The 1229-nt window shown below is 69.1% G+C and carries 2 protein-coding genes; one reads left to right on the forward strand and one right to left on the reverse strand.

Features of this window, described 5'->3' with window-relative positions; genetic code table 11:
- Nucleotides 1-518: RNA polymerase subunit sigma-70 (locus ACWGPE_RS18965; protein ID WP_452049308.1), on the reverse strand; the 518-nt coding region annotated here is incomplete at its 3' end.
- Nucleotides 519-551: 33 nt separating this feature from the next.
- Here ACWGPE_RS18965 and ACWGPE_RS18970 point away from each other — a divergent pair.
- Nucleotides 552-1229: alpha/beta hydrolase (locus tag ACWGPE_RS18970; RefSeq protein WP_452049309.1), on the forward strand; the 678-nt coding region annotated here is incomplete at its 3' end.

A 1229-nucleotide genomic window follows, 5' to 3' on the forward strand; every position in this document is an offset into this window, starting at 1 on the left:
GCCTTCCACTGCAGCACCTCGCGCATCACCAGCACCGCGCGTTGCCGAGCCGACAGATGCTGCAGGGCTGCGACGAACGCGAGCCGCACCGAATCGCGGGTCCCGACGATGGTGCTGGGATCCGCCGGGTCGTCGGTGGAATCAGGCAGGGGCTGCAGCCAGGGGATCTCGTGGTGCTCGGAGATCTCGTCGGTGGGCGATGAACTCGGGTTGCCCAACCCCGACGGCAGCGGACGGCGTTGCCTGCCCTCCAGAGCCGTCAGGCAGGTGTTGGTGGCGATGCGGTACAGCCAGGTACGCACCGAGGATTTGCCCTCGAAACCCCCGTAGGCCTTCCAGGCGCGCAGGTAGGTTTCCTGTACCAGATCCTCGGCATCGTGCAGTGAGCCCGTCATCCGGTAGCAGTGCGCCAGCAGCTCACGCCGGTAGCGCTGGGCGTCGGCCAGGAACGCATCGGCCGGGCTGTCATCGTCAAGGCGGTGAGCGAGGACCGTCACATTCGCGAGCTTACGCAGCACCCCCGACAACTTCGATCGAATACGCTCGCCAGGGTGACCAGCACCCGCAGTGAACAGACCTTCGACGGCGTCGGCGGGGTCCGCATCGTCTACGACGTATGGACGCCCGACGTCGAGCCGCGAGGCGTCATCGTCCTCTCCCACGGCCTGGGCGAACACGCCGGGCGGTACCACCACGTCGCGCAGCGGTTCGGGCAGGCGGGGCTGGTCGTCTACGCGCTGGACCACCGCGGTCACGGCCGCTCCGGCGGCAAGCGGGTGTACCTGCGCGACATGTCCGAGTACGTCGGCGACTTCCATACGCTGGTCGGCATCGCGACCGCCGAGTACCCGCAGCTCCCGCGTCTCGTGCTGGGGCACAGCATGGGCGGCGGCATCGTGTTCAGCTACGGCGTCGAATACCCCGACGAATACACCGCGATGGTGCTGTCCGGGCCCGCCGTGGCCGCGCAGGCATCGGTGTCGTCGGCGCTGGCGGTCGTGGCCAAGATGCTCGGCAAGATCGCCCCCGGGCTGCCCGTGGAGAATCTCGACGCCGACGCGGTGTCCCGCGACCCCGAGGTGGTGGCGGCCTACAAGGCCGACCCGTTGGTGTGGCACGGCAAGGTCCCCGCGGGCATCGCCCGGGCGCTGATCATCGTGGGCGAGACCATGCCGCAGAGGGCTTCGGCCCTCACCGCTCCGCTGCTGGTGGTGCACGGCGAGAAGGAC

The organism is Agromyces sp. NPDC055658, from assembly GCF_053618155.1.